Here is a 19903-nt window from a genome sequence, read left to right as displayed (position 1 = left end):
CATGGACGGGCGCGGGCACGGTCCGCGTTCTACGCAACCTTCGGGTTCAGCGCGAGTGAGGTCGATGTGCCGGCTGGCAAGGTGAAGTGGTACGACGCGGACAAGGGCTTCGGCTTCCTCACCAAGGACGGTGGCGGTGACGTCTACGTCCGGGCGAGTGCCCTACCCGCGGGAGTCGCCGCGCTCAAGGCCGGTCAGCGGGTGGAGTTCGGCATCGTCGAGGGCCGAAAGGGCGACCAGGCGCTGTCGGTGCGGTTGCTGGAAGCCCCGCCGAGCGTCTCCAAGGCGATGCGCAAGTCGCCGGACGAGATGGTGCTGATCGTGGAGGACCTGATCCGCCTGCTCGACGGCCTGGAGACCACCTACCGCCGCGACCGCCACCCGGACCCGCGTACGTCCAAGAAGGTGTCCACGGTGCTGCGCGCGCTGGCCGACGAGCTGGAGCTCTGACCAGGACCTTACGAACGCGCTGTCAGCGGTCGGCAGCGCCGGTCGGCGTCCGCGGCTGCTCCACCGCCGTGGACACCGACCCGCGCGGTGTTCGGAGTACGACCACGAGTCCCGCCGCCAGCCCGGCAGCACACAGGCCGAGCCCGAGCTGGGGGATGAGCGGGAGCACGATCCCGATACCGCCGCCGACCACCCAGGCCAGCTGGATCAGCGTCTCCGAGCGGGCGAAGACGCTGGTCCGCACACTCTCGGGCACCTCGTGCTGGATGAGCGCGTCCAGGGACAGCTTGCCGGCCTGTTGTGCGAAGCCCGCGGCGAACGCCAGGACCGCGACCGTCACCAGGCCGTAGAAGGTCGCGGCCAGGGCGGCCACCGCGGCCGTGACGCCGAGGAGCACCGACAGCACGAGTTCGGGCCGGCGGGCCCGGGCCAGCGCGCCGAGTGCCGTACCCACCAGGTTGCCGGCACCGGCGGCCCCGACCACCACGCCCACCTGCACGGTCGCCGACCACCCGGGCAGTGGCACCTCGCGCAGCAGGAACGCCATGAACATCAACAGGAAGCCCGACAGCACGCGGAACGCGACGTTCGCCCGCAGCGCGAGCCCGATGCTGGGGGAGATGCCGCGCAGCCGCCGGCCGATGTCGGCGATCCGGACGTCCTCCTCGCCCTCGGCGGAGTCCACCCTTGCGGGCAGCAGGATGGCCGCGACGGTCCCCGCCGCGAAGACCACGAACGCGAACCGCAACGGCCACTGCGGTCCGAAGTACGCCAGACCGCCCGCGGCCGCGCCGACGACGCCCGCGCCGATGCTGCCCGCGAGCGAGATCCGCGAGTTGGCGGTGACCAGCGCGACGCCGTCCGGCAACAGTCGCGGCACGGCCGCCGCCCGGGTCACGTTGTGCGCCTTGGACGCGATCAGGCAACCGAACACCAGGGGGTACAGCCACAGCGCGCCGGTGGCGACCCCGCCGGCCATCACCCAGCAGAAGAACGCCCGGACCGCCATCGTCGACCCGATCGCCCATCGGCGGCCCCGCCGGAAGCGGTCCAGGAACGGCCCGATCAGCGGTGCCACCACCGCGAACGGCGCCATCGTGATGAGCAGGTAGAGCGCCACCCGGCCGCGGGCCTCACCGGACGGCACGGCGAAGAACAGCGTGCCGGCGAGCCCGATGGCCATCGCCGCGTCGCCGCCGGCGTGGAACGCGTTCAGCTCGATCAGCTTGGCAAGCCCGGACTCGCCCATGCCCTGGGCGTGGGTCACCCGGCGTACCCGGCGGACTCCGGCGCCGCCCGCCCGCCGCGCGCCACGGCCGGCGCCGGCGGCCGCCGCACCGACCGCGCGGGCGGTGCGGGTGAGCCCGTCCCGCGCGGCGCGGGTACGCGAGCCTCGGGGCGGCGCCCCCGTGTCGCTTCGGGGCGGGTCGCTTCGCGGCGGCGCTGATCCGTTCGGCGCTGGTCCGTTCGGCGGAGGTCCGTTCGGCGTGGACCAGCGCGGTGGGGACCCGCCCTGGGCGGATCCGTTCTCGGCAGATCCGTTCTCTGCAGATCCGTTCTGGTCGGATCCGTTCTCGCCGGCCGGCTGCTCCTCGAGCGGACGGGTGCGGTCGGGACCGGGGGAGTCCGGGATCGCCCGTTGACCGGCGCGGCGACCGGGCGGTCCGAGCGGCCGGCCCGGCGGGCGATCACGTGGTTCCACCGTCACATCCTCTCCCGGTCGTCTGGTCGGCGTCTCGTGCTCCCCCGCTCCCGGCCATGCTCCAGGCCCGGCTCCGGCCGGACCGGCGGCGGACCCAGGTCGGCCGTTCCAGGCGGGGGCGCGGCACCCGGTGAGGACCAAGGGGGCGCGTGCAAGAATCGCTGTCGTGAGTACCACCACCCGGCGGCTTTCCCGGACCGCACGGATCGACGCCGTGTGCGCGGGGGCCGTTGAGCTGGCGCGCGCCGCCGCCTGTGAGGTCGCCGCCGAGGGCGAGGTCGGCTCCTACCTCGGCTGCGAGGCCGAGGGCGAGCGGCTCGTCACCCACTACTTCGACGCCGGTCACCGCGGCTACGTCGGCTGGCGCTGGGCGGTCAGCGTGGCCCGGGCCGCCCGGGCCAAGGCCGCGACCGTGGACGAGGTCGTACTCATCCCCGGTCCGGAAGCGATCACCGCGCCCGCCTGGGTGCCGTGGTCGCAGCGGGTGCAGGCGGGCGACCTGGGACCGGGCGACATCCTGCCGACGGCACCCGACGACTTCCGCCTGGTGCCCGGCTACCTCGGCCCGGACGACACCGAGGCCGCCGACTCACTCCGCGTCCTCAACCAGGAGGTCGGGCTCGGCCGGGTCCGCGTGCTGTCGGTGGAGGGGCGCGACGACGCCGCCGAACGCTGGTACACCGGACCGCACGGCCCGGACGACCCGGTCGCGCAGGCGGCGCCGGCTCCCTGCTCCACCTGTGCGTTTTTTGTCCCGCTGTCCGGCCCGCTGGGCACGCTGTTCGGAGTGTGCAGCAACGAGTTCTCCCCGAGCGACGGCCAGGTGGTGGCGTACGACCACGGCTGCGGTGCGCACTCCGAGATCCAGGCGCCCACGCCCGCGGCGTCGGAGCCGACCGGGCCGACCGGGTTGCCGTCGCACGTGCTCGACACCCTGGGCTACGACGACCTGGAGTACCAGCCCCGCCGCTCCCGCCGCTCCGGCCGCTGAGCCCGCCGGGCCGCCCTGCCCGAGGTGCTTCGGCCTACGTCCCCCGCTGCGCCTGCGGGGACCGGTCCTTCCGGCCCTGCCTCATCCGGTCGCGGCGATGGCGGCAGTACGCCAGCCCGACCAGGCCCAGCACGATCCCGGTCACGCAGGTCCACAGCCACCATTCCATGCCGGCGGCACGCAGCCGGGACGTGAACGGCAGCAGGGCCAGCAGCGCGACCGTCCAGACGAGGATGCCGATCGAGACGGTGCGTACCCCGTCGACGTCGAGCGGGTGCACCTCGCTGGCGACGAGCCGCCCGCGGGCCGGCCGACCGGACTCGTCCGTGGCTGCCTCGTCCGGGGTAGGTTCGTCCGGGTTCACACCACGAGCGTAACCCGGGTGTTGCACGCGTAGGGCATCATCCATGGTTGGTGGTACCTCCGCGTCGGGCGAACGCCCGGCGTCTGGCATGCTGCCGCCGGATCCTCAGGGCGCGCGCCCTGCTCGTGGGCGCAGGCCGCCCTCATCGCTAGAAAGGTGCCTGGGATGGCCGGTGCGGCAACCGACACGGTATCCACCGACAAGGGGGACAGAGGTTCCGTGGGCGGGCTCGACCGTTTCTTCCGGATCAGCGAGCGCGGCTCGACGGTCGGCCGGGAGGTCCGCGGGGGGCTCGTGACGTTCTTCGCGATGGCGTACATCGTCGCGCTGAACCCGCTGATCATCGGCACTGTCAAGGACGCGAGCGGGCAGTTCCTCGGGGGCGGCACCTCGCCGAACATCGCGATGGTCGCGGCGGCCACCGCACTGGTCGCGGGCGTGGTCACGATCCTGATGGGCCTGGTCGCCAACTACCCGCTGGCGCTGGCGACCGGCCTCGGCCTGAACGCCTTCCTCGCCTTCGGCGTCGCGTCCTCGATGACCTGGGCGGACGCGATGGGGCTCATCGTGCTCGAGGGCCTGGTCATCCTGGTGCTGGTCCTCACCGGCTTCCGCAGGGCGGTCTTCCACGCCGTGCCCCGCGAGCTCAAGACCGCGATCAGCGTCGGCATCGGACTGTTCATCGCGCTGATCGGCTTCGTCGACGCGGGCCTGGTCCGGCGGACCTCCGCGCCGCCCGTGCCGGTGCAGTTCGGCGTCGACGGCTCCCTCGGCGGCTGGCCGGTGCTGGTGTTCGTGGTGGGCCTGCTGGCGATCACGATCATGGTGGTCCGCAAGGTGCGCGGCGCCATCCTGTACGGCATCCTCGGCGCGACCGTGCTGGCCATCGTGATCGAGACGATCACGAAGGTCGGCGCCGCCGGGCCCGGTTACGCGACCAACCCCCGCGGCTGGGGCCTGAACGTCCCGCGACTGCCCGACCACTGGATCCAGGTCCCCGACTTCGGCCTGCTCGGCCACTTCAGCCTGCTCGGGTCGTTCGAGCGCATCGGCATCGTGGCCGCGGTCCTGCTCATCTTCACCCTGATGGTCGCCGACTTCTTCGACACGATGGGCACGATGACCGCGATCGGCTCCGAGGCGGGGCTGCTGGACAAGGACGGCGTGCCGCCGAACTCCCAGCGGATCCTGGTGGTCGACTCGGTGGCCGCGGCCGCCGGAGGTGCCGCGTCGGTCTCGTCGGCCACGTCCTACATCGAGTCGGCGGCGGGCGTGGGCGAGGGCGCGCGCACCGGCCTGGCCAGCGTCGTCACCGGGGTGTGCTTCCTGCTGGCGACGTTGTTCGCGCCGATCGTGGAGATCATTCCCTACGAGGCGGCCACGCCGGCTCTGGTCGTCGTCGGGTTCTTGATGATGACCCAGGTCACCGAGATCTCCTGGGACAAGTACGACATCGCGATCCCGGCGTTCCTCACCATCGTGCTGATGCCGTTCACATACTCCATCAGCGTCGGCATCGGTGCGGGCTTCGTGTCCTACGTCGTGCTGCGCGCCGCCCGCGGCAAGGCGCGCGAGATCCACCCGCTCCTGTGGGTGGTCGCGGTGCTGTTCGTCGTGTACTTCGCGATCGACCCGATCAAGCAGGCACTCGGCGTCTCCTGAGGCCTGCGCCCCGGTCCCGCCTGGACCCTCCGCCCGATCTCAGCCGTACCCCGGGTCCGGTCCAGCGCGGACCGGGAGGTTACGGGACACTGTGCGCATGCCGGGATTCGTGGAAGGTCTGTTCTCGCTGCACGGCCGGGTGGCGTTGGTCACCGGCGGAAGCTCGGGGATCGGGGGCGCGATCGCCACGGCCCTGGCCCGGGCCGGTGCCGACGTGGTGGTGGTCGCCCGGCGGGAGCCCCCGCTGCTGGAGACGGTGGCGGCCCTGCGCCGGGCCGGTTGCCAGGCCGCGCACGTGCAGGCAGACCTCGGGGTCCGTGCCGAGGTGTTCCGCGCGGCCGACGAGGCGGTCGCGGTGTTCGGGGAGCCCGACATCGTGGTGCACGCGGCTGGGATCAATCTCCGCCCGCCGATGGCCGAGCTCACCCCCGCCGACTGGGACCGCACGCTGGCGGTCAACCTCGACGCCGCCTTCCTGCTCGGGCAGCGGTTCGGGCCCGCCATGGCCGCCCGGGGCTGGGGCCGGATCATCAACGTCGGTTCGCAGCAGTCGATCCGTGCGTTCGGCAACAGTGGTGCGTACGGCGTGTCCAAGGCCGGCGTGCTCGCCCTCACCCGGTCCCAGGCGGAGGCCTGGTCGGCGCAGGGTGTGCGGTGCAACGCGATCGTTCCCGGCTTCGTCCGTACCCCGCTCACCGAGTCGGTGATGAACGATCCCGAGCGCGAGCAGGCCCTGGCCGCCCGGACGATGATCGGCCGCAACGGCGAGCCCGGCGACTTCGCGGGCGTCGCGGTGTTCCTCGCCGGTGACGCGGCGGACTACGTCACCGGTCAGGTGATCTACGTCGACGGCGGGTTCTCGGTCACCTGATCCTCTCGGTCACCTGATCCTCTCGGTGACCTGATCTTCTCCGTCACCTGAGCTTCTCCGTCACCCGATCCTCCTCGGCGGCTTGATCCTCTCCTGCACTGACCGTCCTCGGCTCTCCGGCGGTGCCACGAACGCGCCGGATGCGCGTTGGGTGAGCTTCGCGAGGTTCGCCGCGCAAGCGGCCGCAGTGCGCCGTCCACATTGTGGGAACGCAACCATACCCGCGCCGGGAGAGCGCTTGCCGAAGCCGGAAACCCTTACCCGCATACGGGGAATGCTCGGCGCCGGGTGGTCGTTAGCAAGGGTAATGAGGTACGCTAACTTTCATGCCGTCATCAACCTTGCCCGTGAAGTCTGACGCGGGCCTCGCAAGTGTGTTGCGTATATCGGTGATGCGGATGTCCCGTCGGCTGCGAAACCAGCGCGCCGCCGACCACCAGCTCACGGCGAACCAACTCGGTGTGATGGCCACCGTCAACCGCCACGGCGCGTTGACGATCGGTGAGATCGCCGCCCTGGAAAAGGTGCGGCCCCCGTCGACCACCCGCACGGTGAGCTCACTGGAAGCCCTCGGTCTCGCGGTGCGCGAGGCGCACCCCACCGACGGGCGCCAGGTGGTGGTCCGGCTGGCCGACGAAGGACGCCGCATCCTCGCCGAAGACCGCAAGCGACGCGACGCGTGGCTGGCTCAGCGTCTGCGTGAACTGTCCCCCGACGAGAAAGAGATCCTGCGCCAGGCGGCGCCGATCCTGGAAAGGCTGGCCGCAGCGTGATCGAGACGTTCCGATCCCTCCGGAATCGTAACTACCGTCTCTACGCGGCCGGCTCGGCAGTCTCGAACACCGGCACCTGGCTGCAGCGGGTGGCCCAGGACTGGCTCGTCCTCGAGCTCACCCACAACAGCGGCACCGCGCTCGGCATCACCACCGGTCTGCAGTTCCTGCCGTTCCTGCTGGTCGCACCGTTCGGCGGCCTGATCGCCGACCGTTTCTCCAAGCGCAAGGTGCTGCAGTGCACCCAGGTCGCGATGGGCATCACCGCCGCCGCGCTGGCCCTGCTCGACCTCACCGGTGTCGTCACCGTGTGGCACGTCTACCTCATCGCGTTCCTGTTCGGCGTCGCCAGCGCGGTCGACAACCCCGCGCGGCAGTCGTTCGTCGTGGAGATGGTGGGCAAGGAGGACCTGCCCAACGCGGTCGGCCTGAACTCCGCGTCGTTCAACGGCGCCCGGGTCATCGGGCCGGCGCTGGCCGGTTTACTGATCGTCCTGGTCGGCACCGGCTGGGTGATCCTGATCAACGCGATCACCTACGCCGCGACCATCATCGCGCTCGCCCGGATGCGGTCCTCCGAGCTCCAGACGGCCGCGCCCGTCCCACGCAAGCCCGGTATGGTGCGCGACGGCGTTCAGTACGTCCGCGGCCGGCCGGATCTGATGCTGGTGCTGTGGGTCGTGTTCTTCGTCGGCTGCTTCGGCCTGAACTTCCAGATGACCAGCGCCCTGATGGCGACCGAGGTGTTCGGCAAGGGCGCCGGGGAGTACGGCGTCCTCGGCTCGATCGTCGCGGTCGGCGCCGTGATCGGCGCCCTGCGCGCCGCCCGTACGGGCCGGCCGCGGCTGCGGATCGTTCTCGTCGCCGCGGTGATCTTCGGGATTCTGGAGGCGCTGAACGGCCTGGCGCCGACCTATCTCACCTTCGCCCTCATGCTGCCGTTCCTCGGGTTCGCGCAGCTGACCATGATCACCGCCGCGAACGCGATGATGCAGCTGTCGGTCAGCCCGGAGATGCGCGGGCGGGTGATCTCGCTCTACAGCATGGTGTTCATCGGCAGCACGCCGTTCGGAGCGCCGATCGTCGGCTGGGTCGGCCAGACCTTCGGTGCCCGGTGGACCCTCATCGGCGGCGGCCTGATCAGCCTGTTCGGCACGCTCGGTGCGGCGCTGATCCTGACCCACCGGCAGGGGCTGGTGATGCGGGCGCACCTTCGTCCGCGTCCGCACCTGCACTTCTGGTGGACCCAGCAGCGGCCCGAGGCGACCGCTGCCGGGCTGCCCGCCGACGCCGCCGCGCCGGAGGGGGGCGCCGAGGACGAGGTGGTCACCCAGGAACGCCCGATCGACGTCGAGCCGGTCGGCCCCGAGCCGGTCGGCCCCGAGCCGGTCGACGCCGAGCCGGTCAGTGCCGAACCTGTCAGTGCCGAGCCTGTCCGGGGCGAGCCGGTCGGAGTACGCGCCGAGGCGAGCGCACCAGACGGGCCGGAGGGGCGGGGCGACCCGCACCACGGCGGCGTGCGCCGGTCCGGACACGCATCCGGCGAGGGTCGGCCCGCTGCGGTCGTTCCGCCCCGATCGGCGGTGCGCCGCGCGCCGGCGCCGACCGGTGAGAGAGTGCCGGCATGGAGTTCGGTCGCCACCACCCGCTGCTCGGGCCCGACACCACAGGCGGTGCGTCCGTGGCGGACACAGGTCTCGGCCCGCCAGTCACGGCGCGGCGGGGCCGGCCGGTCCGCGACGCTGTAGTCCGGCCGGTGCGCTGATGCGGTTGTTCGTCGCCGTGGTCCCGCCGCCCGCGGTGCTCGACGACCTGGCCGACGAGCTCGCCCAGGTGCGCGAACGGCTCGCGCCGGTCGCGTCCGACGACAACTACCGCTGGTCGCTGCGGGCACAGTGGCACCTCACCCTGGCCTTCCTGGGTGAGGTGCCCGACTCCGCGCGCACCGACCTTCACCGCCGCCTGGGGCGAGCCGCCGGGCGGTACCCGCCGATGCGGCTTCGGGTCGCCGGCAGCGGCGGCTTCGGCTCGGTGCGCCGAGCCAGGGTTCTGTGGGCCGGGATCGACGGTGACCTGCGCCCGCTGCGAGCGCTGGCTGGTTCGGTGTCGGCTGCGGCCCGCCGCAGTGGGCTGGACGTACGCGAAGGGCGCTTCAAGCCGCACCTGACGCTCGCCCGGCTGCGCGAGCCGGCCGACGTAGGGCAGGTGACGGCCGAGTTGGCCGGTTACGGCGGCCCGGAGTGGGTCGCCGACCGCCTCGAACTCGTGGCGTCCCACCTCGGCCAGGGCGAGGGGCGGCACCCGCGCTACGAGACGGTCGCCGACTGGCCGCTCACGGGCCGGGCCGACCACACGAGCGCGGACAGGTAGCCTCCCAGACGTGCATCCTCGGTACCGGCGGCTGGTGATCCCCGGCGTGCTCCTGCTCCTCGTGGCGATCGTGGTCGTGGCGGCGCTCACCCGGGGCTGAGCGCCGCGTCCCGAGCCGGTCGGAGTGATTACGGAATCCGAACGCTTCCACCCCGACTCCGGCCCGCGCTGGCCAGACCGAGCAGGCGGGGTGAGGATTCGAGGATGGGAACGACGAACTCCGGGCCTGCCGCCGGGCCCGGTTCCAGACGCGGGTCCCGGCCGCGGCCGGGCCTTCGTACGTGGGCGGCGGGCGCCGGTGTCGTGGCGGCCGGCGCGGGTCTTGCCCTCGCCCAGCTCGCGGCCGGCCTGATCGCCGAACCCCGGTCCGCGCCCGTGGTGGCCGTGGGCGCGGCGTTCATCGATGTCATCCCGGCGTCCGTACGCGAGTTCGGCATCCGCACGCTCGGTACTGCCGACAAGCCCGTGCTCGTCACCGGAATCGTGGTGCTCGTCGTGGCGCTCGGCGCGCTGGCCGGCCTGGCCGGGTGGTGGCGCCGCCCGCTGGGTTGGGTGGTCTTCGGCGTACTCGGCCTGGTCGGTGCGCTGGCCGCCGCCAGCCGCCCGGACGCGGGTGCCGCCGCGATCGTCCCGTCGCTGCTCGCCGCGCTCGCCGCCGGTGGCGTGCTCGTCTGGGCGCTACGGGCCGTCGAACGAACGGCTGAGCCGGCCGAGCCGGCAGGTGCGAAGGCAGCACGGGCCGAGCCGGGTGCCGGTTCGGCAGCCGCGCAGGCGCGGCGGGACCTGCTGCTGAGAGGCGGGCTGGTCGTCGCCGGTTCGCTGGTCGCGGCCGGCGCGGGCTCCCTGCTGCTGCGCCGGCGAGGGGCGGTGGCCGACGCGCGGGCGTCGTTCCCGGTGCCGCGCCCGCCCACCACGGCCGTACCCGCCGGCGCCGACCTGCGCATCCGCGACCTGACCCCCTGGCGTACTCCGAACGACGTCTTCTACCGCATCGACACCGCCCTGTCGGTGCCCGTGGTCGACCCGGCGAGCTGGCGGCTGCGCGTTCACGGCATGGTCGACCGTCCGCTGGAGCTGTCCGTCGCCGACCTGCGCAGACGGCAGATAGTGCACCGGTGGGTGACGCTGACCTGCGTGAGCAACGAGGTCGGCGGCGATCTGGCCGGCAACGCCCTGTGGACCGGCGTACTGCTGTCCGACCTGCTGGAGGAGGCCGGCGTCCGTCCCGGTGCGGACGCGGTGAAGTCGACGTCGGCGGACGGCTGGACGTGCGGCACGCCGTTGTCGGCGCTCACCGACGGCCGGGCGGCGATGCTGGCGTTCGGGATGAACGGCGCGCCGCTGCCGCTGGAGCACGGCTTCCCGGTGCGGATGGTGGTGCCCGGGCTGTACGGCTACGTCTCGGCCACCAAGTGGGTGGTGGACGTCGAGGTGACGAGGTTCGACCGGTTCCAGGCGTACTGGACGACCCGGGGCTGGTCGGCGCAGGGACCGATCAAGACCGCCTCCCGGATCGACGTACCCGCGAGCGACGCGAAGGTGCCGGCGGGCGCGGTGACCGTCGCCGGCGTGGCCTGGGCACAGCACCGCGGCGTCTCCCGGGTCGAAGTGCGGGCCGGTAGCGGACCGTGGCAGGTCGCGCGGCTGGCCGGGCAGCCGACGAAGGACTCCTGGCGGCAGTGGAGCTGGACCTGGCAGGCGCCGGAGGGCAGGTACCAACTGGAGGTACGGGCGTTCGACGGTGCCGGGCAGGTGCAGTCCGCCGCGGTCGCCCCGCCGGCGCCGGACGGCGCCAGCGGCTACCACGCGATCGAGGTGACGGTGACCTGACCGGCGCGAGCCGGTCGAGTCCCGCAGTCAGCCGCCGCGGTCAGGGCAGGGTGAGCACGACCGGGCCGTCCTCGGTGATCGCCACGCTGTGCTCGACGTGCGCGGCCCGGCTCCGGTCGTCGCTGCACAGCGCCCATCCGTCCCGCGCGGCGTGGTAGCCGTCGTGGCCGCCGGAGATGAACATCGGCTCGATCGCGATCACCAGGCCGGGCCGCAGCGGAAAGCCGCGTCCGGGCCTTCCTTCGTTGGGCACCGACGGCGGCTCGTGCATCTGCCGGCCGATTCCGTGCCCGCCGAAGTCGGCGGGAATGCCGTACCCGGCGTCGCGGCCGATCCGCCCGATGGCGTGGGAGATGTCGCCGATCCGGTTGCCGGGTGTGGCGGCGGCGATGCCGGCGTCCAGGGCGGCCCGGGTGGTCGCGATCAGCTTCTCGTCCGCGGGATCGGTGGCCGTCCCCACCACCAGGCTGGTGGCCGCGTCGCCGTGGAAGCCGTCGAGTTCGGCGCCGAAGTCGATGCTCAGCAGGTCGCCGTCGGCGAGGCGGTAGTCGTCCGGGATGCCGTGCACGATCACGTCGTTCACCGATGTGATCAGGACCGCCGGGAAGGGGGTCGGCGCGAAGTGCGGGTGGTAGTCGAGGAACGACGACCTCGCGCCGTTGGCCGCGAGCACGCCCCGGGCCACCTCGTCCAGGTCGCGCAGGGGTACGCCGGGCCGGGCGGCCTCCGCGCAGGCGGCCAGCGTCTGCGCGACGACCCGGCCGGCGGCCCGCATCGCGGCGATCTCGTTCGCGGTCTTGAGTTCGACCATGCTCTGTTCGTCCGTCCGTCGGAGGGTCTGTTCCGGTCGGGCGCGGGTCGCCGTCAGGTCTGGCGCCGGGCCGCGCGGGCGTAGCGGCTCGGCGACTGCCCGGTGGCCGCGGTGAAGTCGCGCACCAGGTGTGCCTGGTCGCTGTAGCCGAGGTCGGCGGCGAGGCGTACCCAGTCCGGGTCGCGGTCCTCGGCCGCGCGTTCGACGGCCTCATGCAGACGGTAGCGCCGGATGACCCACTTCGGTCCGACACCGGCGTACTCCGCACACAGCCGCTGCAGCGCCCGGACACCGAGCCCGAGCCGGGCCGCGAGCTGGTCCACGCGCACGATGGTGGGGTCGGTCGCGACCAGTTCGACGATCCCGGCCACCCGCTCGGCGGTGGACAGGGTGGAGGCGTCCCGCCCACGCGCGCGGACGACAAGCCGGGTGAGAAACTCTTCCGCCGCCGCGACCAGACCGTCGTCGTCCGGCGCGGCGAGCACCGCGGCCGCCGCCTCGTCTCCCTCGGCACCGAAGACCTCCGCGAGCGGCAGGAACCGGTCGGTGATCGTGGCCACCGACCGGCCCAGCAGCGGCCGGAACCCGCCCGGCCGGAACATCACGCCGAGCACCCGGCCGGTACCGGCGAGCAGTTGCGGATGAGGGGTGCGCAGCACTCCGGCGACCCGGCTGCGCGCAGCCTCGTAGATGACGTTGACACAGGGGTACGGCAGGACGCGCTGGGTGTGCGGCGGCTGCCCGTGCAGGTCCCAGGACACGATCCAGTAGTGCGAGACCAGCCCGGCAACCGTTGGTGAGGGCAGCCGCCGGCGCAGCTCGAACCGCCGCAGACCCTCCCGGGCGTGCAGGATCCCGCGCGTGCTGTCCAACCCCTGCACCGGTGCGGATCCGTTCACACCGCGAGCCTAGGGCCGGGCGCCGACAGGGCCCGCGACCGGCTGTCGGCACCTGCCCGGACGGCGGTCGGTCGCGTTTCTTCAAGACCTGCACCCCGCCGCCCGGGTTGACTGACCGGCGTCGACAGGCAGCCGCCGATCCGGCATCGGCGGGGAACGAGCGAAGGGACAGCGATGAAAATCCAGCCGCTGATGGCTCGGGCCGCCCGGTCCGCGATCGCGGTCGTCCGCGGCGTACGACCCGAACAGCTCGGGTCGCCGACACCGTGCACGGAGTACGACGTACGGGCGCTGCTCAACCACCTGATCCTGTGGACCGGCCACGTCAGCGAGCTCAGCGCCCGCAAGCGACCCGTCGCCGACCTGCCCGACCCAGCGATGCTGGCGCCGGACCACGACTTCCTGCACGGTGAGTGGGTGAAGTCCTACGCCGCCCAGCTGGACCGGGCGGTCGCCGCGTGGGGTGAACCCGGCGCGGAGGACGGGACGACGCGGATGGGCGGCGAGACCGAACTCCCGGCCGACTTCGTGGCGCAGATGCTGTTCGGCGAGCTCGTCCTGCACGGCTGGGACCTGGCCGTGGCGACCGGACAGCGCCTGGACTGCCCGGGCGACGTGGCGCGGGCGGCGTACGACGCGACGGCCCGGTCGGCCGAACAGGCGCGCGCGATGGGGCTGTTCGGTACGCCGCTGGAGGTGCCGGCGACCGCGAGCGACCTGGACCGGGTGCTGGCGCTCAGCGGACGGGACCCGCGCTGGACACCGTGACCGCCTCCGTCAGCCGGAGGTGGCGGCGGATCGCCGCCGGGCCGGGGCGGCGGCGATGGCCACCGCCACCAGGGTGAGCAGCGTCCCGGAGATGGTGGTCACGGTCAGGTGGGCCGAACTCGTCGGCAGCGCCGCGTCCAGGACCAGCGCGCCGACGAGCTGCCCGGCCACCGAGGTCAGGCCGAGCAGGAGTACGCCGGTGATCTTCACGACGTACGCCGCCAGGCTGATGAACGCGATCCCGAACAACCCGCCGATGTACAGCAGCGGGTTGGTGGGCCAGGCGGTCGGCATGCCGCGCAGCCCGACGTCGACCGCGGCGGCGATCACCAGCGCGGCCGTACCGACACCGAAGTTGGTCAGCGCAGCCACCAGCGCGGCGAGCAGGCCGTTGCCGTTGGTCCCCGCCGGCTTGCGCCCGGGCCGGGTGCCGGCGTCGGAGGGCGGTCCGGCGGCGGCCCGCGCCACCCGGCCGTTCACCGCCTGCTGCCACGCGGTACCCACCCCGGCCAGTGCGGGCAGGATCGCCAGCGCCGCGGTCGCCGGCGTACCCAACTGGTGGGCGACGGTGAGGACGACCGCGCCGAGCGCCAGCACCGCGCCGACCATCCGCCGGGTCGTCACCGGCTGCCGTCCACCCGGACCCAGGCCCAGCCGGTCGACGACCAGGCTGCTGCCAGCCTGCCCGGCGACCACCGCGACCGTGAAGACGGCCACGCCGACCAGGCCGACGGTCGCGGACTGGGTGACCACGAGGTACGCCCCGCAGACGCCGCCGAGGACCTGCCACGGCCGCAGCGCCCACGGCGAGTCCCCCTCGGTGCTGCCGGAGCGCTCGGAGCGCCCGGCGCGCAGGGCGGCCAGCACCGAACGCAGCCCGGACCGCATGCCGGGGACGAGCGCGGCGACGATCACCAGGACCACGAACCCGGAGCCGAACGACCAGGTGGCGGCGACGATCCCGTCGTGGAGTTCCGAGCCGAGCTGGCCGTTCACCCTCGACTGGCAGGCGAGCAGGACGCCGATCACGAACGTGATCGCGATGCCCACCGCGAGCTGCGCCGGCGGGGCGTGCTGGTCGGTTCCGGTGGGGGAGTTGCGGGTCTGGGTCACACCCCATCCTCTGCCGCCCGGCCGTGGACCGGGCACGCACCCCCGGTCCACGGCGTCGATCAGTCGCCGGGGATCACCCACCGGAGATCACTCCGAGGAGTTGAGGAGGCGGGTGGCGATGATCCCGGTCAGCAGGGCCAGGACGGCCTCCGCGGCGAGCACCGCCACCGTGGCACCTCGCCAGTCGGCTCCGGCGGCCGCGCCGGTCGCGGAGCCGGTCGCGGCACCGGTCGACGCGACCCGGAAGAACACCGTGCCGAGCGCAGCCACGCCGACCGCGATGGTCGCCTGCTGGGTGGTGGTGAGGACGCCGCTGGCGACTCCGGCCCGGTCGGTGGGTACCCCGGCCAGGACGACCCCGAACACCGGGATCATCACCAGGCCCTGGCCGAAGCCGATCACGACGAACGCCGGCAGCAGGGTCCGGGTCGTCAGTCCGTCGTACCCCACGCTCGCCTGGACGGCAGCCACGGCCAGGCCGGTCGCGAGGACGACCGCACCGGCCACGATCACCCGGCCGGCGTACCGCCCGACCAGCCGCGGCACGGTCAGCGAGGCGGCGAGGAAGCCGAGCGCGTACGGCGCGAGCGCGAATCCCGCGCCGAGCGGGCTCATGCCCAGGCCCTCCTGCAGCGAGATGCCGGTGGTGAGCAGGAACCCGCCCAGGCCGACGAAGAACACCGCGACGACGGCCAGCCCCCGCCGAAACGACGGCAACCGGACCAGCGACGGCGGCAGCAGCGGCGCACCGCCGGCGCGTTCGCGTGCCGCCTGGTCGCGGACGAACCCGTACGCCACGACCGGCGTCGCGGCCAGGGCGACCCAGGCCCACGTCGGCCACCCCGCACCCGCCCCGACGCTCAGCGGCACGAGCAGCAGGACGAGGGTGAGCGTGAGCAGTGCCGCGCCCCGCAGGTCCAGCGGAAGCGGCCGGCCCCGGGTCTCGGGGACGAAGCGGACCGCCAGCGCGGCGACCAGCAACGCGACCGGCGCGAACGGCAGGAAGGCCAGCCGCCAGGTCAGGTGCGCGACGTCGAAGGTCACCGCCACGCCGCCGTACAACTGCCCGACCACACAGGCGATTCCGAGCGTGGCGCCGAAGCCCCCAAGCGCACGTTGACGCCCCGGCCCGGTGTAGCCGGCCTGGATCGTGCTGAGTACCTGCGGTACGAAGATCCCGGCAGCCGCACCCTGGACGAGCCGGGCGCCGGTGAGGGTCCAGGCGTTGCCGGCCAGGCCGCAGGCGAGACCGGAGATGGCGAACCCGGCCAGTCCGAGGACGAACATCCGTCGCCGGCCGAAGCGGTCACCGAGCCGGCCGCCGGCGACCAGCGCGGCGGCGTACGACACGGAGTACGCCGCGACGACCAACTGCAGCACGGCGGCGTTCGCGTGCAGGGACCTGCCGATCGTGGGCAAGGCGACGTTGACGACGAAGAAGTTGGCGGTGGCGAGGAACGAGCCGAGCAGGAGGACCGGCAGGGCGAGCCGGTCGGCTACCCGGGCGGTCCTGCCCGCCGTGGAAGGGAGGGCGGTGGTAGTCACGCAGTCAGCATTCGGCGCTCGCGAGCCTGGTACCAGAGTGTGCTCATCCTGGTATCGGCACTACCTGGCACCGGTTCCGCAGCCGGAGCATCATGGTGTCCGTGACCGCCGAACCGAGCAGTGTCGACCCGCACAGCGCCGACCAGCGCGACATCGATCCGCGCGGCGTCGAACCCCGGCGCGCCGAGCTCGCGGCGTTCCTGCGCTCGCGCCGGGAACGCCTGCGGCCCGAGGACGTCGGCCTGCCGCCCGGCGGACGCCGCCGTACGCCGGGCCTGCGCCGGGAGGAGGTCGCCCAGCTCGCCGGGGTCGGTGTCACCTGGTACACCTGGCTTGAGCAGGGCCGCCGGATCAACGCCTCGCCGTCCGTCCTCGACGCGATCGCGCGCAGTCTGCGGCTGCATCCCGACGAGACCCGCCACCTGTTCGCGCTGTCCGGCGCCACCCCTCCGGAGCGGCCGAGCCCGCCCAGTCCGGTCGACCCGGTGATCCAGCGCGTACTCGACGCCCTCGACCCCTACCCGGCGCACGTCGTCACCCCGCGGTACGACCTGGTGGCCGGCAACCGGGCGGACCGGCTGCTGATGGGTGACTGGCGCGCCCTGCCCCAGCACCGGCGCAACGTCCTGTGGCTGTTGTTCACCGAACCGTCGTGGCGGCGGATGCTGGTGGACTGGGACGTCGAGGCCGGGCACTCGCTGGCGTTGTTCCGCGGCGCGAGCGCGGAGCACGTGGGTGAGCCGGCCTGGACGAACCTGGTCCGCGAGCTCACCGAGGTCTCATCCGACTTCGCGGCGATGTGGAACGACCACGCGGTCGCCAGTCCCACCACCCGCGTCAAGTTGTTCCTGCACCGTGAGGTCGGCCCGCTCCGACTGGAGACCACCAGCCTGTGGCTGCGCGAACACCCCGACGCGCGGATGGTCGTCTACACCGCCGCCGACGCGGCGACCGAGGAGTGCCTGCGCCGGCTGCCGGAGGTTCCGGCGCGCACCGAGTGGTCGGAGCTAGCTCGCCGCGACTGAGTCCGTACGCCGGGACCTGGCGGCGACCGCCTCCTGGCGGGCCGCGAACCTGCGGAACACCCGGCGGACCAGCCGGCTGATCACCCAGGTGAAGAACCCGGCGATCGCCGGCACCGCCGCGGGCACCGTGATCACCAGCAGCGCCGCGAGCAGCAACAGGAGCAGGCTGAGCAGCGTCGTCAGCGGATGCGCCGCCGCGAACAGCGCGCTGTTGCGCAGCACCCGCCGCCACGGTGCGGGATAGGTGGTCATCACCGGGAACAGGAAGACCAGCGTGCCGCCGACGGCGAGGAACCCGATGATCGCGGCGACCATGACCACGGCCCGCAGCGGCGCGTCGGTCGCCCGCAGGCCGTACAGCAGGTCGATCGTCAGCAACCCGCCGGCGACGGCGGCCGCGAACCCCAGGCCCAGGCTCTGCCGCAGGTGGCTCCGGAAGCCGCCCCAGAACGTCGACCACACCGACGGCGGACCGTCCTCGCCCCACTCCATCATCACCGCGGCGAGACCGGCCGTCCCCGGGCCGAGGGTCACCAGCGGAACGGCGGTGAGCACCCACAGCAACCCCGCGACCACCATGGTGAACAGGGCCTCGAGGGGTCTGGTGAGGATCTGCATCCGAATGTCTCCCGGCTTCGATGAGCGATCACCAACCCTACGGCCCGATCACCGGGCGCGGACAGGTCGGCGGGTGGTGAATACCGGACGCGGAACCGGAGGCCGACCCTGGGGCGAGGTGGTCGCCGGGGGGAGATGGTCGACAATGGCGCGATGCCGGGCCGGGCCCGCACGCGCTCGGGCCCGCCACCGATCTCCTCGTGAAAGGCGGCGGCTGTGCGCACCGACGGTCTGACCGCAGCGTCCGGAAGACTTGTGGGTCACCAGGTTGATGTGATGGAGTTCGTCGCTTCCGAGCACGACCGGCTGGAGGGACGACGGACGTGAGGGCGCATCCCGCACTCGACGGTCACCTGTCAGGCCGACTCCGCCCGGCGGGCCGGCCGTGGTCACGCCGCCTCGCCACGGCGTTCGCGGCGCTGCTGCTCGGCGCGGTGATGGTGCCGTCGTACGTCACTCCGTCGTACGCTGCCCCGGCGGATCCGGCCAAGGAGCGCAGGGCTTTCAGCATCAGCGACTCCCGGATCACCGAGTCCAGCGGACTGGTCGCGAGCGCGGTGCACCGCGGGTACTTCTACACCCACAACGACTCCGGCGACGAGCCGCGGGTGTTCCTGCTCGACCCGCGCGGGCGGGTGGCGGCGACGATCTCGCTCCGGACCGCCGAGAACGTCGACTGGGAGGCCATCGCCCCCGGCCCTGACCAGCGCATCTGGGTGGGGGACATCGGCGACAACGCCCGCGTGCGCGACAGGATCACGATCTACCGCTTCCGCGAGCCGAACTCCATCGGCGACCAGCCCGTGGAGTGGAGCCGGTTCCGGTTCAGGTACCCCGACGGGGCGCACGACGCGGAGGCGCTACTGGTCGACCCGCGTACCGCCCGGGTCTACGTCGTGACCAAGGACCCCGGCGGCGGGGCGATCTACGCCGCGCCGTCCAGCCTCGTGCCCGGCACCACCGCCACCCTCACCAAGGTCGCCGACGCTCCCCCCATGGTGACCGACGGCACGTTCCTTCCCGACGGCTCGGCGATCGTGCTGCGGACGTACGCCGACGTGCGGGTGCTGCGCTGGCCCGGTGGCAAGCCCGAACGCACCATCTCGCTGAGTCGGCCGCAGCGGCAGGGCGAGTCCGTCGCGGTCGGCGCGGACGGGAAGCGGTTGTTCCTGGGTAGCGAGGGCACCAACTCGCCGGTGTACGAGATGCCGTTCACCGCGGCCGCGTCCGCTCCCTCGCGCCGGCCACCGGGCGCCACTCCGTCGCCCACCCCGACCGCGCAGGCACCCACCTCCGGCGGAAGCGACGGGTCCCTGCTGAGCGGTCTGCCGCGCTGGATCCTGCTCCTGGTGGTCGGCGCCGCGTTGCTGGCCGGGCTGGCGGCCTACCCGGCCTCACGCCGACGTGGGCGGCTCGCACCGAAGCCGGGACCGGGCCGGGCGCCGGGTTCACGCCGCCCGCCGGCGTCGGCCGAGCCACCGTACGCCGAGTCGCCGACGCAGGCGTACGCCCGCCCGCCGAGGTCGGTGCAGGCCGCGGGGTACGGCGACGTGGGCCGGGGTCCGATCTGGCCGGCGGAGCCGGCCGGGCGGCCGGAGGACCAGGGTGGGCAGCGACGTACCGACCGCTCGGCGCAGCCCTCTGCCCAGCAGTCGGCCCAGCAGTCGGCCCAGCAGTCGGCCCAGCAGTCGGCCCAGCAGTCGGCCCAGCGGCCGGCGCCGCACCCGGGGGTGCAGTCGGCCCCGCGTGGCGGCCGCGACGACACCCCGCTCCCGTGGGAGGACGAGGACTGGCGGCGAGAACGCGGGAACGACGTACCGCCGCCTCGCCCAGCCGATCGGCCGCGGTCGTCCGGACTACCCCGCACGGGTGGTCCGCCCCCGGCGCCGGGCTCGGCCGGTGCACCGGGACGACGTGCCCGGCCGCCTGCGGCTCGGCCGCCCGCCGAGGCCGACTGGCCCGACGAGCCGGCCGGAAACCCGCCGCGATGGGCCGAGGACCACGGTGGGGGCAGGCGCCGATGGCCGACGTACCGCGACGAGGGCCGCGACCCCGAAGGGCCGTGATCCCGAAGGGCCGTGATCCCGAAGGGCCGTGATCCCGAAGGGCCG

The 19903-nt window shown here is 73.3% G+C and carries 18 protein-coding genes; 11 read left to right on the top strand and 7 right to left on the bottom strand.

What is annotated here, in order from left to right; all coding sequences use genetic code 11:
• Positions 1-66: 66 nt before the first annotated feature.
• Positions 67-450, top strand: coding sequence for a cold-shock protein (locus tag ABZV93_RS11325; protein WP_354933544.1), 384 nt, complete (start codon positions 67-69; stop codon positions 448-450).
• A gap of 22 nt (positions 451-472) precedes the next feature.
• Here ABZV93_RS11325 and ABZV93_RS11320 read toward each other — a convergent pair whose 3' ends face one another.
• Positions 473-1717, bottom strand: a complete 1245-nt coding sequence (locus ABZV93_RS11320) for an MFS transporter (protein ID WP_354933542.1) — start codon at positions 1715-1717, stop codon at positions 473-475.
• A 601-nt stretch (positions 1718-2318) separates the two neighbouring features.
• Here ABZV93_RS11320 and ABZV93_RS11315 point away from each other — a divergent pair.
• A complete protein-coding gene (locus ABZV93_RS11315) occupies positions 2319-3143 on the top strand; it encodes a DUF3027 domain-containing protein (protein WP_354933540.1) in 825 nt (274 codons plus the stop codon).
• A 34-nt stretch (positions 3144-3177) separates the two neighbouring features.
• Here ABZV93_RS11315 and ABZV93_RS11310 read toward each other — a convergent pair whose 3' ends face one another.
• Positions 3178-3507, bottom strand: a complete 330-nt coding sequence (locus tag ABZV93_RS11310; protein ID WP_354933538.1) for a DUF2530 domain-containing protein — start codon at positions 3505-3507, stop codon at positions 3178-3180.
• Positions 3508-3672: 165 nt separating this feature from the next.
• On the opposite strand from ABZV93_RS11310, the gene ABZV93_RS11305 reads away from it, so the two are divergent.
• From ABZV93_RS11305 to ABZV93_RS11280, 6 genes are all read left to right on the top strand, one after another.
• Positions 3673-5169: an NCS2 family permease gene (locus ABZV93_RS11305; protein ID WP_354933536.1), complete on the top strand. Its 1497-nt coding sequence runs from the start codon at positions 3673-3675 to the stop codon at positions 5167-5169.
• A gap of 97 nt (positions 5170-5266) precedes the next feature.
• Entirely contained in the window at positions 5267-6040 is a 774-nt protein-coding gene (locus ABZV93_RS11300) for a glucose 1-dehydrogenase (protein ID WP_354933534.1), read from the top strand.
• A gap of 326 nt (positions 6041-6366) precedes the next feature.
• The gene (locus tag ABZV93_RS11295; protein ID WP_354933532.1) at positions 6367-6813 is read left to right on the top strand and encodes a MarR family transcriptional regulator; all 447 of its coding nucleotides are present in this window, start codon (positions 6367-6369) and stop codon (positions 6811-6813) included.
• Positions 6810-8561: an MFS transporter gene (locus tag ABZV93_RS11290; protein ID WP_354933530.1), complete on the top strand. Its 1752-nt coding sequence runs from the start codon at positions 6810-6812 to the stop codon at positions 8559-8561. Before ABZV93_RS11295 ends, ABZV93_RS11290 begins: the two co-directional genes overlap by 4 nt.
• 16 nt (positions 8562-8577) lie before the next feature.
• On the top strand, positions 8578-9183 hold the full coding sequence (thpR, locus tag ABZV93_RS11285) for an RNA 2',3'-cyclic phosphodiesterase (protein ID WP_354933528.1): 606 nt from the start codon (positions 8578-8580) through the stop codon (positions 9181-9183).
• 204 nt (positions 9184-9387) lie between these two features.
• The gene (locus ABZV93_RS11280; protein WP_354933526.1) at positions 9388-11013 is read left to right on the top strand and encodes a molybdopterin-dependent oxidoreductase; all 1626 of its coding nucleotides are present in this window, start codon (positions 9388-9390) and stop codon (positions 11011-11013) included.
• 40 nt (positions 11014-11053) lie between these two features.
• On the opposite strand, the gene map is transcribed toward ABZV93_RS11280, so the two are convergent.
• Positions 11054-11824 (bottom strand): type I methionyl aminopeptidase, encoded by a 771-nt coding sequence (map, locus tag ABZV93_RS11275; protein ID WP_354933524.1) that lies wholly within the window; start codon positions 11822-11824, stop codon positions 11054-11056.
• 53 nt (positions 11825-11877) lie between these two features.
• A complete protein-coding gene (locus ABZV93_RS11270) occupies positions 11878-12723 on the bottom strand; it encodes an AraC family transcriptional regulator (protein WP_354933522.1) in 846 nt (281 codons plus the stop codon).
• A gap of 174 nt (positions 12724-12897) precedes the next feature.
• Here ABZV93_RS11270 and ABZV93_RS11265 point away from each other — a divergent pair, with 174 nt between their 5' ends.
• A complete protein-coding gene (locus ABZV93_RS11265) occupies positions 12898-13491 on the top strand; it encodes a TIGR03086 family metal-binding protein (protein WP_354933520.1) in 594 nt (197 codons plus the stop codon).
• Between the two features lie 9 nt (positions 13492-13500).
• Here ABZV93_RS11265 and ABZV93_RS11260 read toward each other — a convergent pair whose 3' ends face one another.
• The gene (locus ABZV93_RS11260) at positions 13501-14604 is read right to left on the bottom strand and encodes a DMT family transporter (RefSeq protein WP_354933518.1); all 1104 of its coding nucleotides are present in this window, start codon (positions 14602-14604) and stop codon (positions 13501-13503) included.
• 87 nt (positions 14605-14691) lie between these two features.
• Positions 14692-16149, bottom strand: a complete 1458-nt coding sequence (locus ABZV93_RS11255; protein ID WP_354933516.1) for an MFS transporter — start codon at positions 16147-16149, stop codon at positions 14692-14694.
• Between the two features lie 101 nt (positions 16150-16250).
• On the opposite strand from ABZV93_RS11255, the gene ABZV93_RS11250 reads away from it, so the two are divergent.
• On the top strand, positions 16251-17174 hold the full coding sequence (locus ABZV93_RS11250; RefSeq protein WP_354933514.1) for a helix-turn-helix transcriptional regulator: 924 nt from the start codon (positions 16251-16253) through the stop codon (positions 17172-17174).
• On the opposite strand, the gene ABZV93_RS11245 is transcribed toward ABZV93_RS11250, so the two are convergent.
• Positions 17157-17792 (bottom strand): DUF624 domain-containing protein, encoded by a 636-nt coding sequence (locus tag ABZV93_RS11245; protein ID WP_354933512.1) that lies wholly within the window; start codon positions 17790-17792, stop codon positions 17157-17159. The two genes, ABZV93_RS11250 and ABZV93_RS11245, sit on opposite strands and share 18 nt — an antisense overlap.
• A 323-nt stretch (positions 17793-18115) precedes the next feature.
• Between ABZV93_RS11245 and ABZV93_RS11240 the strand changes: the two genes are divergently transcribed.
• Positions 18116-19858: a hypothetical protein gene (locus ABZV93_RS11240; protein WP_354933510.1), complete on the top strand. Its 1743-nt coding sequence runs from the start codon at positions 18116-18118 to the stop codon at positions 19856-19858.
• The last annotated feature ends 45 nt before the right edge of the window (positions 19859-19903 follow it).

Source organism: Actinopolymorpha sp. NPDC004070 (genome assembly GCF_040610475.1).
Lineage (GTDB): Bacteria > Actinomycetota > Actinomycetes > Propionibacteriales > Actinopolymorphaceae > Actinopolymorpha.
The sequence above is the reverse complement of the archived record's forward strand: the minus strand, read 5'-3'. Positions and strand labels throughout refer to the sequence as shown.

Bases quoted from the DNA above. Each gene is read 5' to 3' on its own strand.
- ABZV93_RS11295 (WP_354933532.1), top strand. From the start codon at position 6,367: ATGCCGTCATCAACCTTGCCCGTGAAGTCTGACGCGGGCCTCGCAAGT.
- ABZV93_RS11265 (WP_354933520.1), top strand. From the start codon at position 12,898: ATGAAAATCCAGCCGCTGATGGCTCGGGCCGCCCGGTCCGCGATCGCG.
- ABZV93_RS11300 (WP_354933534.1), top strand. From the start codon at position 5,267: ATGCCGGGATTCGTGGAAGGTCTGTTCTCGCTGCACGGCCGGGTGGCG.
- ABZV93_RS11280 (WP_354933526.1), top strand. From the start codon at position 9,388: ATGGGAACGACGAACTCCGGGCCTGCCGCCGGGCCCGGTTCCAGACGC.
- map (WP_354933524.1), bottom strand. From the start codon at position 11,824: ATGGTCGAACTCAAGACCGCGAACGAGATCGCCGCGATGCGGGCCGCC.
- ABZV93_RS11245 (WP_354933512.1), bottom strand. From the start codon at position 17,792: ATGCAGATCCTCACCAGACCCCTCGAGGCCCTGTTCACCATGGTGGTC.
- thpR (WP_354933528.1), top strand. From the start codon at position 8,578: ATGCGGTTGTTCGTCGCCGTGGTCCCGCCGCCCGCGGTGCTCGACGAC.
- ABZV93_RS11305 (WP_354933536.1), top strand. From the start codon at position 3,673: ATGGCCGGTGCGGCAACCGACACGGTATCCACCGACAAGGGGGACAGA.